A 14,974-nucleotide genomic window follows, 5' to 3' on the forward strand; every position below is an offset into this window, starting at 1 on the left:
GATGATGGAATAAAAGAATACAGGAGCCGTATACGAGGCCCGTACGTACGGTTCTGTGAGAGGGATGAGGCAAAAGCCTCACCCTACTCGATATATCTAAAATTTGAGCCCTTTACATATTCGCCTTTTAATATACCTGCTCTTTGATAACAAATCCCCGTATCTAATTCTGGTCGTGACGGTTCAAGTCCCTCTTCGGAAAACCATTTTATAAATTAATTAGTTTAAAGCTGTTTTTTATACTTGAAGTTAGAGTTTCTAACAAAAGTGTTGCTTGAAAGATTTTTTTTGAAAGAAGTTGAGAGAAATGTCTGAGCAGAACAGTTATACCCATCAGGATAAATAAATGGTCTATTTAGGCGTTAGGGAAAATGGATGATAGCAAAGCGCTGATTGCAGTAACTAGTTATTCTCATTACACAAAATAGTATGGAATAATTTTGAACAGCTTTAGCTGGCCACAGAGTGGCAAAGAACAGGAGGTTCTGAAAATCAAATCAAATCAAAAACGAAGCTAGGATTCATTTTAACAAGCATAAATGACTAGATCATTACTTAGATGGGTATTAATAGTTCATTGTTATTTAAGCTGGTTTATACGTTTTGAGCCCCTTATAAATCGCTCGTCATCTTAATAGATTGATAATATCAGTAGATAAAGCTGGTTGTTTAGCGTTTATTAATAACATTATCTATTAATGGGTAATTAAACTGCTCATGTGAGGTAACTCTAAATGGGTGTCGGTTTTTTTTGCATAATTAGACAAGTTAATATTTTAAAGAAATTATCTTATTGAAAATAAAGCGACATATTTATGGCATATTTTTTGCTTTATACCTTGTTAGAGATACATAAATTGCTGCCTACTTGTTATTTGAACAGATAGTAGTAAAAACTAAAGGATAATACTTATGTTTAATTCGAAAAAATTATTTACGACCATCACTACTAGCTTGTGCTTAATGTCAGTATTTATTGTGCCGAGTGTTCAAGCATCATTAATTACTACTGCACCCACTTCAATTGTTAGCGTATCTGTTGATGGCGATGCGAAATTTGCAGGTGTTGTTGACAGTGGTACTTTATCTGCTACTGAGGTTATCGCACGTGAACGAGCTGAGTTAAGTCAAGAAAGTAAACGTATTGCAACTTTTCTTAATTTCGATTTAAGTAACTTAACAGCAAGTAACGTTAATGCTTCAGGTTTCTCTGCATTATTTAGTCTTGATTTTGTTTCTCGTTTAAACGATAAAAATAACTTAACTGTTTTATTAGGACAAGTTGAAAGTGCTTGGAGTGATGCAGCTGGTTCTTTACCTTTATTTGAATATGCTCAAGCTTCAAGCAATCAAAAAGACTTAGTAAGCAACGTTAAAACCGATGCATTTGGTACTTTTACTGTTGATGTGACTGGTATTGTTCAAGGCTGGGTAAATGGCGTTCAAGACAATAACGGTTTAGTTGTATTTGGTGAGTCAACGGTATTCCAAGGTGCTGGGTTTAATAATCCTTCATTAATCGTTAATGTGCCTGCACCAACAACTATTGCGATTCTTGGCTTAGCGTTAGTTGGTTTATCATTATCACGTAGAGTGAAAAAATAATGCTAATCAATACCTAGATTGATTTTTATGTATTGTTAGGTTTAGGTCTTGTTATTTTAGGTACAGTTACTATTAGGTACCGTTATTAAGTAATGTATTAAATAGCCTCTTAAAAAGCATCAATCGTTATGATTGGTGCTTTTTTGTTTTAGCCTGTTTTTATTTTGTGTTGAATTTTTATCTTAAACAAACATTAGCAGGAGGCATAAGCTTTGGTTTTTCGATGCACTTCCGTGATTAAGCCTTTTTCTGGATCAGTAGGCCTGTGATTATCAATACTAACCCAATGATAGTTGCAGGATAGATAGTCTCTCCAATAATTTGACTTAATAGCACTAAAGAAACAAAGGGCGAGATAAAAATTAAATTACTTATCTTACTGGTGCTTTCTGCGTATTTAAGTGCGGTTAACCAAGCCACAAAAGCCAGACCCATTTCAAATAGACCGATGTAAGCAGCACCTAACCAACCTTGCCAAGCGGTGATATTAATATCATCGAATATTAATATAGTTAACAACACCATGGGTAAACTACATAAAAAACAGAGCAATAAAGCGACCATTGGGTCAGCATCATTCTTACTATTAAATATCCAATAACAGGCCCACAGTATGGTGCTTAGCAGCGCCAAAACTACACCCATAGGGCTTTCAAAATCAAGTGCGAATAGGTTTCCTTTAGTGGCAATAACCAATGCCCCAAAATAGCCTAAGGTAATCGCGACAATGTCATTCCTACGTAATTTTTGCCCTAGTACTGGTATAGCCAATAACGAGAGCGTGATCGCCCAAGTATAATTTAGTGACTGTGCTTGTTGCGCAGGTAATAAATCATAGGCTTGGAAAAGCAAAAAATAATATAAAAATGGATTAATTGCGCCCATTAAAAGATAGAAGTAGGGCCTTTTTAAAAAACTTGTTTTAAGCAAAGTTATTTTATGTTGTCGATAACAAATAAACAGCAAAACTAAGCTACTGACTAAGCTAGCTGCAAGCAGCATCTGTAATGCACTAAAATAAGTTAAAGTTATCTTAAATGCAGTGGCAACTGTCGACCACATCAATACAGCGAGTAGCGCAAATAGGGTGGCGGTTTTTTGGTTCTTGATCATGACGGATTACTCTATGGAATGCTTCTATCAGACATTTGATGATATTAATATGAAGGTACTTTAATTTGAAATTTTTTATGCTTGACTCACTTCTATTTCAAATTACTTTTACTTTAAAAAACTAAATTGTTGAATAACTTAAAATCAACCTTGTGATTTTGAACATTTTTTTGTTAAATTATTGTTATTTTTATTGAGTGCTTTGATTCGTAGGATCTTTTTCACTTACTTATCTATGGCCGTTAGCACTTCTTTTTATATTGAGAATATCTTTAAATCTGGGTTCGTTCATTTTTGTATTTTGAAGTGTCATACGTATAGTCTTATCGCTAGCTAAGTGATCTTATTTTTAGCTAGCTGAGTATTATTTAATAATTTTTCCTAATTCCGTTGCAATAAATTCTGCAATCCAAGGCTGAGCAACTACTTTAGGGTGTAAACCGTCATTCATCATCCATTCAGGTTTAGTGATCACGTGTTCTAAAAAGAATGGCATCAGAGGAACGTTTTTTTGTTCGCTTAAAGCTGGGTAAATGCTTGAAAAAGCTTGGCTGTAACGTTTCCCATAATTAGTCGGGACACGAATTTGCATTAAAATAGGCTGCGCATTTTGTGCTTGGATATTATCAATAATAATGCTTAAATTATTATTGATAATAGTGGGTGAAAAACCACGTAATCCATCATTTGCTCCTAATTCAATTAAAACATAATCAGGTTGATGTTTTTTTAACAAAGCCGGTATACGCGCTAATCCATTGCCACTTGTGTCACCTGATATACTGGCGTTTACAACGTTAATTTTTTGATTTTGTTGTTTTAATTGTTCCGGTAATAATACAGGCCAACTTTTCTCCACTGGCATTTGGTAACCGGCACTTAGGCTATCTCCCACAATCAGTAACGTGTTACTGTAAACGAAAGACGAAAATAGCAATGAGAATAATAAGGAAACGAGTTTAATCATGAGTCAATCCATTATAAGTGTTAAGAATATTACTAAATCAGTAATAAGCAATGATAACGAACTATCTATCCTAAAGGGGATTTCCTTTAACATCAATGCCGGTGAATCGGTTGCTATTATGGGAACCTCGGGTGCAGGTAAGTCAACTTTGATGAGTTTACTTGCAGGGCTAGACCAACCTACATCAGGTTCGATCACTCTCTTAGATTCAGAAATTTCAGCTATGGACGATGAACAAAGAGCTAAAATTCGCAGTGAATCAATTGGTTTTGTGTTTCAGAACTTCTTACTCATTCCCTCTTTGAACGCCTTACAAAATGTCACCTTACCGATGGTACTCCGTGGTAATGAAGATGAAGCCAGCAATAATCAAAAAGCCAAACAACTGTTAAACGAAGTAGGGCTGTCAGGTCGCGAAACTCATTTACCGACTCAACTTTCTGGTGGAGAGCAGCAGCGAGTTGCCTTAGCACGTGCTTTTGTCACTGAGCCTAAAGTTCTTTTTGCTGATGAACCCACGGGGAATTTGGATCAGAAAACAGCGCAAAATATTATTGAGCTGTTATTTAAGATGAATCAAGAGCAGGGCACAACACTGATTTTAGTGACTCACGATGCAAACCTCGCTAAGCGTTGCCAACGCACGCTGATTATTAATGATGGTCAATGTCAGGAAAGTGCATGAAAACCAATAAAATGATAATAAGCTGGAGCTGGCGAGAGATCTGGTTTGGTCAATTATGGCCTGTGATGGTGGCATTAACGCTAATTATTGCCTGTGTAGTGGCATTATCGACCCTTGCGTTACGTGTCGAGAAAGTGATGACAAACCAAGGCCGTTCTTTATTAGCGGCTGATCTTGTCTTTCGATCGTCTAACCCCATTCCTAATACGTTAGTTGAACAAGCCCAAAAAGCCGGACTCACGGTCTCTTCACAAAGCCGATTTCAGACCATGGCATTTAGTGATCTCAAGATGCAATTGGTCACGGTTAAAAGTGTAGAAACAAATTACCCGCTGCGTGGGGTGTTAAATTTAACCAATAATAGTGAAACCGTTGCTCATCAAGTCAACCCTGGTGAGTTATGGATCTCACCTCGGTTATTGTCGCTACTAGATGCAAAAATAGGTGAAACATTAGCGATTGGTGATGCAGATTTAACTATTACAGGGGTGATCAAAGATGAGCCTGAACTGGCTTATAACCCTTTTAATAGCATTCCAAATCTCTTTATTCATGATGCTGACCTTGAAAAAACAGGCGCAGTACAAGTGGGTAGCCGCGTACGCTATCGACTATTTATCAATGGAGACCTATCTGCCTTAGCAGCTTTACAACAGGACTACTCATTACAAGCTGGTGAATCTTGGGTTGATCAAAATAAAGAAAGCCGTGCCGCAAGGTTAATGGGGAAAGCCAAACAGTATTTATCATTAACCATTTTAATGGTGATCTTAATGGCTGCAGTGACCTTGATTTTGACTTGTTTGCACTATGCTCGAAATCGCAGTGAAACGGTTTCAATGTTAAAAAGTATGGGAGCGAGTCGCGCGTGGTTAAGAATATGGTTAAGCACCCAAGTGCTGATCATGTTTGTTGTGGCATTTGTTGTCGGGAGTGTAGCAGGGCTGTTGTTAGAGTTTTTATTACGCTTACCATTAGCTGATATTTTACCTAAACAATTACCTAGCGTTGGGCTACAGCCATTTATGTTTGCCATTGGCGTTGCACTTTGTATCGGTTTACCTGCGTTATTAATCCCATTAACTCGATTATTAGATGCTCCTGCAATTAATGTTATTCAGCAGCAAGCCACCACACATTATTCCAAAACCAGCTGGTGGTTATTGTTATTACCGATCAGCGCATTAATTGTGTTTTATGGTAGTAACAAATTAGTGTGGATGGTGTTAGTCGGCTTGTTGGTTTTATTTGTGTTGCTCGCTGCACTCAGTTATGGATTGCTAAAAGCACTGGGGAAACTTAAATGGGGCGCGGCATTTAGCTTGGCTTTAAGCCGTATTAATCGGTCACCTAAAAATAGCATGATGCAATTAGCGGCATTGGCCGGTTCATTAATGTTAGTGGCATTGATTTGGTTGATTAAAAGTGACTTATTAGGTGATTGGCAACAGACTTTAGCCGCGGATGCTCCGAATGTGTTTGCTATTAATATTAGCCCTGAGGAACAACAGGGTTACCTGCAGCAAGTTGATACATTGCAATTACCGCGCAGTGATGCATTTGCCATTATCAGAGGTCGCCTTACTGACATCAATGCAATAAGCACCACCGAATTGGCTGCTTATGAAGATAAAGATGTCCGTATCTTAAAACGTGAAATTAACTTTACCTGGGCGAAACAACTACCGGTTTATAATGAGGTTGTCGCTGGTGAATGGACAGGTGAAAAAACCGTTTCTATTGAGCAAGAGGTTGCCAGTGAACTAGGTATAACCTTAGGTGATAAACTGACTTTTGAAGTGAATAGCCAACCTTTTACAGCGACGGTTAACTCTATTCGCGCGGTTGAATGGCAAAGCTTAAAACCTAACTTTGTGTTTATATTCAGTGAAGACGTGATTGCTGATTTACCTGCAACGTGGATGGTTAGTTTTAGAGCAGGCCAAGATCAAACTCCATTAGTTAATCAATTAGCACGCTCATATCCAACCGTTACTTTGTTAGATCTTCGTACTATGGCAGATAAAATACAGGGATTATTAAGACAAATTTCATGGTCTTTAACTGGGCTTGCTGCCTTAGGGGTAATGGCGGGTATTTTATTAATATTCACTTTATTACGTTTAAGCTTGAGTGAACGTAAAAGAGAGATCACCTTATACCGTACGTTAGGTGCGAGCAAAAAACGTATCAGCCATACTTTGTGGGCTGAATATGGGTTGTTAGCATTGAGTGCTGGTTTGGTGGCTGCACTTGCTGCGGAGGTTATTTTAGCGAGCTTGATGACGTGGGGATTTGAATTACCTGCACAGCTGCATCCAAGTATGTGGGTGGTGTTACCGTTACTGGCTGTGTTAGTGGTTTCTGTAAGCTTAAGTTCAGTGATTAAAGCATTGTTAAAGCCGCTAAGATAGTCTCACTCGTGTGCTAATTAATATAAAATAAAGTCCCATTATGATTGAATTTGAGCAATATAAAACGCGCAATAACCGATGTGACTTTATTTCTTTATTGTTAAATAATTTTTAGCATAAGATTGCAGTAAAATAAGCTTGTTTTATAGTTGCACCTAAGTACAAAAGTCCGTAAACTTCGGCTCTCACTTTATCGCTGAATTAGTGATCGGCGATAATAATTAAAATAGGTTATTCACATAACCACAAAATATCGGAGTACGTTATGTCACTAAGTGCAGAACAGAAAGCTGAGATTGTAGCAAAATTTGGTCGCGCAGAAGGCGATACTGGTTCACCTGAAGTTCAAGTTGCATTGTACACAGTACAAATCAACCACCTTCAAGGTCACTTTAAAGAGCACATCCATGATCACCACAGCCGTCGTGGTCTATTACGCATGGTTAGTCAACGTCGTAAATTACTTGACTACTTAAAGCGTAAAAATGTTGCAGCTTACACAGCATTAATCGCAGAATTAGGTCTACGTCGTTAATTTCGACTTAAATACTGATTTTAAAAAGAGCCTAAGGGCTCTTTTTTTGTTTGTATTCAGGTAAATTGACAGATAAATTTACCTGTTATCAAATAAACAAAATTTAGGTCGTATTTTTTATGATCAACATAGATATTTTTGATCTTAAATTAAGACAATAAAACGGTCGACTTAGCCTTAACAAGAACATTAGAATATTACAGTGATCTACTAACCATTTTACCGATAGGTATTTGAATAGGTACTTGGTAATGTTGACGTTAACTGGTACCGTTAAGCGCAATATATTAACGCCAAATGAAAATAAATGTCTTAAGTTTATTGATTGGTATGACATCAACTCTTCTATACACAAAGCTTATATCGATTATATTAAATACGTGATTCTAGTCATAAATAGAATACTTATTTATTATGGTTGCTATTACCTAAGGGATTAAATTATGAAGCTAAATTCAATTGTTAAAAGTACTCTTCTGGCTGCTGCAGTCATTTCTACAGGTTTGCAAGCTAAACCTGTTTACGTTGCAACCACTGCGATTGTTGAACACCCTGCACTAGATGCAGTTCGAGACGGTGTTAAATTAGTATTAGAAGAAAATGGTTACACGGGTGACGAATTAAAATTTACTTACGAAAGTGCTCAGGGCCAACCCGCTATTGCTGCACAAATTGCACGTAAAATGGTCGGTGATGAACCTGATGTGATTGTTGCTATTGCAACACCTTCAGCGCAAGCAGCTGTTAGCGTGAGTCGTAATATCCCGATTGTGTTTTCTGCAGTAACGGACCCAATTGGTGCTAAGTTAGTACCGACTTTAAAACAACCAGGCAGTAATGTTACTGGTTTATCTGACATGGTGAATGTGAGACAACATTTAGCCTTGATCAAAGAGTTTGTGCCTAACTTAAAAACCGTTGGTGTACCGTACAATCCAGGTGAAGCTAATTCTGTTTCAAGTGTTGCAGCGTTAAAAATAGCGGCTGCTGAAATGGGTATTGAAGTAATTGAATCTGCAGCGCCTAAATCTGCTGATGTAATGATTGCAACAAAACAACTGGTTGGCAAAGTAGATGCTATCTATTGCCCAATCGATAACACGATTATTAGTGCTGTTGAATCCGTCATTAAAGTGGGTATTGATGCGCAAATTCCTGTGTTTGCTGGTGATACAGATACTGTTTCTCGTGGTGCTGTTGCTGCTGTTGGTTACAACTACTTTGATTTAGGTCGTCAAACGGGTGATATCGTCGTGCGTATTCTTAAAGGTGAAAAAGCCGGTTCAATTGATGTCAAAATGGCACAAGGAACGGACCTTTATGTTAACCCTAAAATGGCCGCAAAAATGGGTGTAGAAGTACCAGCTACTGTACTTGCTCGTGCAACTAAAGTTATTAAATAAGAACGGAACAATATGTCACTTTTTTCATTTTTAGGTACGTTAGAAATTGGCCTCATTTATGGCTTGGTTGCCATTGGGGTATACCTTACTTTTCGTATCTTGGATTTTCCAGATCTAACCGTTGACGGTAGTTTTACACTTGGGGCTGCTGTTACTGCAACCCTAATTGTAATGGGCGTTAATGTATTATTAGCAACCCTCGCAGGGACCATTGCTGCCGCATGTGCAGGTTTGGTCACCGCTTGGTTAAACTTACGTTTTGACATTCTGCATTTGTTAGCCAGTATTTTAACCATGACTGCTCTCTACACTATTAATTTACGTGTAATGGGTAAACCAAATGTAGCATTAATTATGGAACCGACCATTTTAACGCCTTTCGAGGGGATATTTGGTCTGCCTGACATGTATATGCGCGTTATATTTGTGGCTGTTTGTGCTTTGATTGGCGGGTTATTAGTCGCGTGGTTCTTAAAAACACAATATGGCTTAGCAATGCGTGCCGTAGGCTCTAATAAACGTATGGCGCAAGCCAATGGTATTGTGGTCAAGCAAAAAGTCTATGCTGGATTGGCTCTTTCCAACGGTTTAGTGGGATTAGCTGGCGCATTGTTCGCTCAAACCAATGGCTTTGCCGATTCCACAATGGGTATCGGTACTATCGTAGTTGGTTTAGCAGCGGTTATCATTGGTCAATCATTGTTTGCTAGCCGCTCAATGTATGTGATCGTATTAAGCTGTATTGTTGGTTCTGTATTGTATCGACTAGCTGTTTCTATGGCACTTAATGCTGATTTCTTAGGCTTTAGTGCGTCAGATTTAAACTTGATCACGGCAGTACTGGTTGCCTTGGCATTGATCTTTCCTAAGCTACGCAATGAATGGAAAGCTAAACAAGCAGCGAGGAAAGAAGCATGATTAGTTGTAAAGAGTTACATGTTACGTTTAATCGTGGTTTACCCACTGAAAAGTTAGCATTACGTGGCATTGACTTAACCATACCGCAAGGTGAATTTGTTACTGTTATTGGTTCTAACGGTGCAGGTAAATCAACGCTGTTAAATACAATTGCTGGTGATATCAACAGCACCAAAGGGCAAATTCTATTTGGTGAGCGTGATGTGACTAAAGTACCTGCAACGGGAAGAACAGCAGATATTGCGCGTGTTTTTCAAGACCCATTAGCAGGAACTTGTGGTGATTTAACCGTTGAAGAAAACATGGCGTTAGCTTATGGCCGAGGCAAAATAGGGCGCCTTTCATCAGCACTAAACACTAAAACACGAGAAATTTTTCGTGAACAATTAGCGCGTTTGAATTTAGGTATTGAAGACCGTCTAGAAAGTCAGATGGGATTATTATCTGGCGGGCAACGTCAATCCGTTAGTTTATTGATGTCGGCTCTACAGCCTAGCACTATTCTATTATTAGACGAACACACCGCGGCATTGGACCCAAAAACAGCGGCATTAATCATGGATATCACCTCACAAATTATTGCTGAAAAGCAATTAACCGTGATGATGGTAACCCATTCAATGCGTCAAGCGTTAGACCATGGCTCTCGTACTATCATGTTGCATGAAGGCAAAATTATCTTTGATTTAGCCGGCGAGCAACGTGCTAATTACGAAGTGAAAGATTTATTAAATCTGTTTGCACAAGCACGAACTGATGGTGAAGAATTGGATGATGATAAGTTGTTGCTAGGGGCTTAACTTTACTTCGTTACTAGTAAAATAAAAAAAGAGCCTGAAGGCTCTTTTTTTATGCTTGCTAAATACTGTTAAATTGATACATTTTTCCTTGCCAATAATTGATCATATGCTTAATGAAACTGATATTAGTTCATTGAATGTAAGCCAATCATATTACCTTCAGAATCTAACACTAAACAAATAAATCCATATTCACCAATGTCCATTTTAGGTCTTTGTATTGAACCGCCGGCAGCTTTTGCTCTTGCGGCTTCAATTGCACAATCATCACATGCAAAATAAACAAGGGTACCGCCACCACCGGCAATAACATGATCCATCTTCACTAATGCCCCAGTAGCACCATATTTTTCCATATCAGAAGGGAAAGCGAGCATCTGAATGCTTGATTCATTAGGATCTCCTAGTACTTCTAAATTAACCTCAAACACAGCTTCATAAAATGTTTTAGCTCTGGCTAAATCATCGACATAAATTTCAAACCAACCGACAGGGTTCATGGACATACTTTCCTCCTTAGTGATAACTTACTTTCTAAAAAATTAACGTAATGGATAACCTTAATTACAGCGAACAAGGGGTAACAGTGAACAAGGAATGTACTTTATGTAAACTTAAGCGTGTTTGCAGAGAGGGCGACGACAAAAATTAAATTTTTAGACTTTATAGGTAATGAATTAAAATAAATATAATATGAACATAATCAATTTAAACCAGTAGTATTGTTTTTTTAATAATTATAAATTGAACTAGGAAAAGTAATGCGCCCAAGTGAACAGTTAAAACAAACTTGTATTGATGATTGGTTAAAAGCAACCAACCATCCTTTTTGTACTGAGCTTGCAGATGGCACCTTATCATTAGATAAAATGCGTGTTTATTTAGCTCAAGATTACACTTTTATTGATAACTTTGTACGCCTAGCAGCTTCAGCTATTCACCATGCTCCATCTCTGCCTGGCCGTCTGCCATTAGCGCATTTTCTAGGGAATATAGCCGGTCCGGAGAATACCTATTTTCAACGGTCTTTTGACATATTATCAGTTGCTGACTCGAAGCGAACAGCACCTAAATTATTAACACCAACCAGTGATTTTCAAGCGTTAATGTTAAAAGCGGCTAACAGTGGTGAATATGGAAATATGGTCGCCGTGTTGTGCGTTGCCGAGTGGGTGTACTTAAGTTGGGCACAACCTGTTTTTGAACGTACAGATTACGCTAAATTGATTAAAACATTACCCTTCTATTTTGGAGAATGGGTAAACTTACATTCTGGAGAGTATTTTGAATCGGTAGTAGAGCATTTACGTACTCAACTTGATATTGCATTTAATAATGCAGATGTACAGCAACAACAAACGATGCAAGGTTACTTTCAACAAGCAGTGCTATTAGAAAAACAGTTTTTTGATGCTTGTTATCAATAACAGTTGCCTACAACTTGCTATTAAGAGCCGGCTATCGATAACTTTTTATCGATAGCCTCAGCTGAACTTCTTAGTCGAGCATTACGCTTGAATACTATTACTTTAGCTCCGCTATTTATTATGATTGATTTTCACATCACCAAAAATAATATCTCGATGATTTTCAACCCATAACTCATGCTTTGCCATTACCTTAGTAAACATCGAACTTTGTAAATAAGTATTTAACCAAGCGCGTAGTTTTGGGTAGGGGGATTGTTGGTACCATTGACGTTCTACTTTCGAGAACTGACGAATAAATGGTATTAATGCAATATCCAATAAACTCTCAGAGTCACCCATTAAGAATCGATGTTGCGCTAATCGTGACTCTAATTGTTGCAAGTAAGTTTCACAGACTTCACGGCATTCTGTGATGTTAGTTTCCTGATAACGCTTGGCACATTTATAGGCTTCATTTGCTGGAATCAAACCCATTTCATAATAGTTAATCAGCGATAGCATTTGGTCCAATGTTGAGTCATTTGAGGCAGAGCGATGTGCAGTTAACAATTGTGTAGGATCATTGGCTGTTAATACCTTCAGCATAATATCAAGGCTCTCTTCGATGACTTCAGTTTTTTCTCCATCGTAAGTCACTAACATTGGAACGGTACCTTTTGTACTAAGTACTAGCATTTCAGGCGGCTTGTTATTTAATTTGATAGCCCTGATTAAAACCGGCTGCTGAGATTTAAAAATAGCAATTCGTGCACGCATCGCATAGGGGCAATGTTGTAAAGAATACAAGATTGGCAGGTGAGCAGAAGTTTGCTTAGTATTAGTTGGCTGCATAAGAGATCCCTGACAATAAATTCTGTAAATAGAGTGTATTAACAACATATTACCTATAAGCCTTAAGCTCAGCCAGTATTGCTTATTAATAATTTAACTTGATGATTTAGCTTAATAAATAAGCTTATCATCCATTTACAATAAGTGATTCATTTAGGCTCAGTTCATTTCCAATTGATGATTGTTATTAATATCAAAAAATTTCTCTAAAGAATTTTAAAAGAGCGTTGCTTGGCGTATACTGTCGGCGCGATAAAAAGCAAAATGAAAATAATACTATTAAAGGAAAAAAAATGACTCCTATTGTAAAAAGTTTCCAGTATGGCGAACATACGGTAACACTAGAAACTGGCGTAATTGCTCGTCAAGCAACAGCCGCTGTAATGTGTAGCATGGACGATACTTGTGTATTCGTTTCTGTTGTTGGTAAAAATGCAGATGATCAAGAGCGTGATTTCTTCCCTCTGACTGTTAACTACCAAGAAAAAACATACGCTGCAGGTAAAATCCCAGGTGGTTTCTTCAAACGTGAAGGCCGCCCATCTGAAGAAGAAACGTTAATTGCACGTCTTATTGACCGTCCAGTTCGTCCTCTTTTCCCAGCTGGTTTCAAAAACGAAGTACAAGTGATTGCAACTGTTGTTTCAATCAACCCAGAAGTTAACCCAGATATCGTTGCTATGATCGCAACATCTGCGGCACTGTCTATCTCTGGTATGCCTTTTAACGGTCCTATCGGTTGTGCTCGTGTTGGTTACAAAGAAGGTCAATACCTACTTAACCCAACTAAAACAGAATTAGAAACAAGTGATCTTAACCTTGTAGTATCTGGTACTGACAACGCAGTATTAATGGTTGAATCAGAAGCAGCTATCCTAAGCGAAGACGTAATGTTAGGCGCTGTAGTATACGGCCACGATCAGCAACAAGTTGTTGTTGAAGCAATCAAAGAGTTCGCTGCAGAAGTTGCACGTCCTAAATGGGATTGGTCTGCACCAGTTCGTAACGAAGCATTAGATGCTGCGATTGCAACTGAAGCACAAGCTCGTTTTGAACAAGCTTACCAAATCAGTGATAAAGGCGAGCGTTACGACGCAATCAAAGCTATCACTACTGAAGTTAAAGAAAAATTATTAGCTGAAGACGAAGCATTAGTGGCTAAACAAGTAGGCGAATACCTACATGATTTAGAAAAAACTGTTGTACGTACGCGCATCATTAAAGGTGAGCCACGTATCGATGGTCGTGATCCTGAAAGTGTTCGTGCACTTGACGTTCGTACTGGTGTTCTACCACGTACTCACGGTTCTTCATTATTTACACGTGGTGAAACACAAGCATTAGTAACAGCGACGCTTGGTACACAACGTGATGCTCAAATCATCGACAGCCTAATGGGTGAGAAGAAAGATCACTTCTTATTACATTACAACTTCCCTCCATACTGTGTAGGCGAAACGGGTTTTGTTGGTTCTCCTAAACGTCGTGAAATTGGTCACGGTCGTCTAGCTAAACGTGGTGTATTAGCAGTAATGCCTTCGGTTGAAGAATTCCCGTACACAGTTCGTGTTGTATCGGAAATTACTGAATCTAACGGTTCATCTTCAATGGCTTCTGTTTGTGGCGCATCACTAGCACTTATGGATGCTGGTGTTCCACTTAAAGCATCTGTTGCTGGTATCGCGATGGGTCTAGTTAAAGAAGGCGAAGAGTTCGTTGTTCTTTCTGATATCTTAGGTGATGAAGATCATCTTGGTGATATGGACTTTAAAGTAGCAGGTACAACTGGTGGTATCACTGCTTTACAAATGGATATCAAAATCGAAGGTATCACACGTGAAATCATGCAAATTGCTTTAAACCAAGCAAAAGCAGCACGTTTACACATTCTTACTGTTATGGATGAAGCAATCTCTGAAGGTCGTGATGACATTTCTCAGTTCGCTCCACGTATTCACACACTGAAAATTCCAACGGACAAAATCCGTGACGTTATTGGTAAAGGCGGCGCAGTTATCCGTTCTCTATGTGAAGAAACAGGCACAACTATCGAAATCGAAGATGACGGTACAGTTAAAATTGCTGCAACATCTGGTGAGCAAGCTGAAGATGCAATCAACCGCATTAAAGCACTTACTGCTGAAGTTGAAGTAGGTACTATCTACCACGGTAAAGTTGTACGTCTAGCTGACTTCGGCGCATTCGTTAACATTCTTCCTGGTAAAGACGGTCTAGTTCACATCTCACAAATCTGTGAAGAACGTGTTCAAAAA

13 protein-coding genes are annotated in these 14,974 nt (G+C 38.3%); 9 read left to right on the plus strand and 4 right to left on the minus strand.

What is annotated here, in order from left to right:
* The first annotated feature begins 912 nt into the window (after positions 1-912).
* Positions 913-1,605 carry a PEP-CTERM sorting domain-containing protein gene (locus H592_RS0120960; RefSeq protein WP_028870482.1) on the plus strand — a complete coding sequence of 231 codons (693 nt, stop codon included), beginning with the start codon at positions 913-915 and terminating at the stop codon, positions 1,603-1,605.
* 237 nt (positions 1,606-1,842) lie between these two features.
* Here H592_RS0120960 and H592_RS23100 read toward each other — a convergent pair whose 3' ends face one another.
* Positions 1,843-2,718 (minus strand): DMT family transporter, encoded by an 876-nt coding sequence (locus H592_RS23100; protein WP_037072483.1) that lies wholly within the window; start codon positions 2,716-2,718, stop codon positions 1,843-1,845.
* Positions 2,719-3,082: 364 nt separating this feature from the next.
* Positions 3,083-3,685: a multifunctional acyl-CoA thioesterase I/protease I/lysophospholipase L1 gene (gene tesA / locus H592_RS0120970; RefSeq protein ID WP_028870483.1), complete on the minus strand. Its 603-nt coding sequence runs from the start codon at positions 3,683-3,685 to the stop codon at positions 3,083-3,085.
* Here tesA and H592_RS0120975 point away from each other — a divergent pair.
* The 6 genes from H592_RS0120975 to H592_RS0121000 all read left to right on the plus strand — a co-directional run bounded on the left by H592_RS0120975 (position 3,684) and on the right by H592_RS0121000 (position 10,440).
* Positions 3,684-4,370: an ABC transporter ATP-binding protein gene (locus H592_RS0120975; RefSeq protein ID WP_028870484.1), complete on the plus strand. Its 687-nt coding sequence runs from the start codon at positions 3,684-3,686 to the stop codon at positions 4,368-4,370. The two genes, tesA and H592_RS0120975, sit on opposite strands and share 2 nt — an antisense overlap.
* Positions 4,367-6,784 carry an ABC transporter permease gene (locus H592_RS0120980; protein WP_245600466.1) on the plus strand — a complete coding sequence of 806 codons (2,418 nt, stop codon included), beginning with the start codon at positions 4,367-4,369 and terminating at the stop codon, positions 6,782-6,784. Before H592_RS0120975 ends, H592_RS0120980 begins: the two co-directional genes overlap by 4 nt.
* 265 nt (positions 6,785-7,049) lie before the next feature.
* Positions 7,050-7,319, plus strand: coding sequence for a 30S ribosomal protein S15 (gene rpsO, locus H592_RS0120985; protein ID WP_028870486.1), 270 nt, complete (start codon positions 7,050-7,052; stop codon positions 7,317-7,319).
* Between the two features lie 443 nt (positions 7,320-7,762).
* Positions 7,763-8,722, plus strand: coding sequence for an ABC transporter substrate-binding protein (locus tag H592_RS0120990; RefSeq protein ID WP_028870487.1), 960 nt, complete (start codon positions 7,763-7,765; stop codon positions 8,720-8,722).
* Positions 8,723-8,734: 12 nt separating this feature from the next.
* Entirely contained in the window at positions 8,735-9,640 is a 906-nt protein-coding gene (locus tag H592_RS0120995; RefSeq protein WP_028870488.1) for an ABC transporter permease, read from the plus strand.
* On the plus strand, positions 9,637-10,440 hold the full coding sequence (locus tag H592_RS0121000; RefSeq protein WP_028870489.1) for an ABC transporter ATP-binding protein: 804 nt from the start codon (positions 9,637-9,639) through the stop codon (positions 10,438-10,440). The genes H592_RS0120995 and H592_RS0121000 overlap by 4 nt, the downstream gene beginning before the upstream one ends.
* 125 nt (positions 10,441-10,565) lie before the next feature.
* On the opposite strand, the gene H592_RS0121005 is transcribed toward H592_RS0121000, so the two are convergent.
* A complete protein-coding gene (locus H592_RS0121005; protein ID WP_028870490.1) occupies positions 10,566-10,946 on the minus strand; it encodes a VOC family protein in 381 nt (126 codons plus the stop codon).
* Positions 10,947-11,201: 255 nt separating this feature from the next.
* On the opposite strand from H592_RS0121005, the gene H592_RS0121010 reads away from it, so the two are divergent.
* Positions 11,202-11,867: a TenA family protein gene (locus H592_RS0121010; protein WP_028870491.1), complete on the plus strand. Its 666-nt coding sequence runs from the start codon at positions 11,202-11,204 to the stop codon at positions 11,865-11,867.
* Positions 11,868-11,978: 111 nt separating this feature from the next.
* Here the strand turns inward: H592_RS0121010 and H592_RS0121015 are convergent, their stop codons facing one another.
* Positions 11,979-12,701 carry a glutathione S-transferase gene (locus H592_RS0121015; RefSeq protein WP_051369307.1) on the minus strand — a complete coding sequence of 241 codons (723 nt, stop codon included), beginning with the start codon at positions 12,699-12,701 and terminating at the stop codon, positions 11,979-11,981.
* Positions 12,702-12,994: 293 nt separating this feature from the next.
* Between H592_RS0121015 and pnp the strand changes: the two genes are divergently transcribed.
* Positions 12,995-14,974: polyribonucleotide nucleotidyltransferase (pnp, locus tag H592_RS0121020; protein WP_028870493.1), on the plus strand; the 1,980-nt coding region annotated here is incomplete at its 3' end.

Origin of the sequence: Psychromonas arctica DSM 14288, assembly GCF_000482725.1 — a bacterium.
GTDB classification, from domain to species: domain Bacteria; phylum Pseudomonadota; class Gammaproteobacteria; order Enterobacterales; family Psychromonadaceae; genus Psychromonas; species Psychromonas arctica.

Coding starts and splice junctions, on each gene's coding strand:
- H592_RS0120960 (WP_028870482.1), top strand. CDS start 913: ATGTTTAATTCGAAAAAATTATTTACGACCATCACTACTAGCTTGTGC.
- H592_RS23100 (WP_037072483.1), bottom strand. CDS start 2,718: ATGATCAAGAACCAAAAAACCGCCACCCTATTTGCGCTACTCGCTGTA.
- H592_RS0120975 (WP_028870484.1), top strand. CDS start 3,684: ATGAGTCAATCCATTATAAGTGTTAAGAATATTACTAAATCAGTAATA.
- tesA (WP_028870483.1), bottom strand. CDS start 3,685: ATGATTAAACTCGTTTCCTTATTATTCTCATTGCTATTTTCGTCTTTC.
- H592_RS0120980 (WP_245600466.1), top strand. CDS start 4,367: ATGAAAACCAATAAAATGATAATAAGCTGGAGCTGGCGAGAGATCTGG.
- rpsO (WP_028870486.1), top strand. CDS start 7,050: ATGTCACTAAGTGCAGAACAGAAAGCTGAGATTGTAGCAAAATTTGGT.
- H592_RS0120990 (WP_028870487.1), top strand. CDS start 7,763: ATGAAGCTAAATTCAATTGTTAAAAGTACTCTTCTGGCTGCTGCAGTC.
- H592_RS0120995 (WP_028870488.1), top strand. CDS start 8,735: ATGTCACTTTTTTCATTTTTAGGTACGTTAGAAATTGGCCTCATTTAT.
- H592_RS0121000 (WP_028870489.1), top strand. CDS start 9,637: ATGATTAGTTGTAAAGAGTTACATGTTACGTTTAATCGTGGTTTACCC.
- H592_RS0121005 (WP_028870490.1), bottom strand. CDS start 10,946: ATGTCCATGAACCCTGTCGGTTGGTTTGAAATTTATGTCGATGATTTA.
- H592_RS0121010 (WP_028870491.1), top strand. CDS start 11,202: ATGCGCCCAAGTGAACAGTTAAAACAAACTTGTATTGATGATTGGTTA.
- H592_RS0121015 (WP_051369307.1), bottom strand. CDS start 12,701: ATGCAGCCAACTAATACTAAGCAAACTTCTGCTCACCTGCCAATCTTG.